This is a genomic window from Halioglobus sp. HI00S01 (assembly GCF_001635445.1).
Taxonomy (GTDB): Bacteria; Pseudomonadota; Gammaproteobacteria; order Pseudomonadales; family Halieaceae; genus Halioglobus; species Halioglobus japonicus.
Genome location: NZ_LWEE01000269.1, coordinates 1 through 214, shown reverse-complemented (window position 1 = coordinate 214; position 214 = coordinate 1). Strand labels below are relative to the sequence as shown.

General features: G+C 61.2%; 1 protein-coding gene. It reads left to right on the top strand.

Annotated elements, in window-relative coordinates; genetic code table 11:
- Positions 1-214 (top strand): hypothetical protein (locus tag A3709_RS24695; protein WP_231871255.1); only part of this gene is annotated, 214 nt, incomplete at both ends.

Genomic DNA, 214 nt, shown 5'->3' with positions numbered 1-214 from the left:
TTCAGCGCCGATCTTTCTGCCGGCACAACTTGCCAGCACGCTGCCCCCGGGGCTCTCGACAGAGTTGTTCGTGCCTGTTCTGAGCCCCCTGCAAGCCCAGGACAGCGATATCCAGGACGTATTTCAACGTCTCGCAGACGCGGGTTACCGCCTTGCCCTAGAAGTCTCTGATGCACATCCACCACCCCCGGTTTCCTGGCTGCAGCAAGCCCAC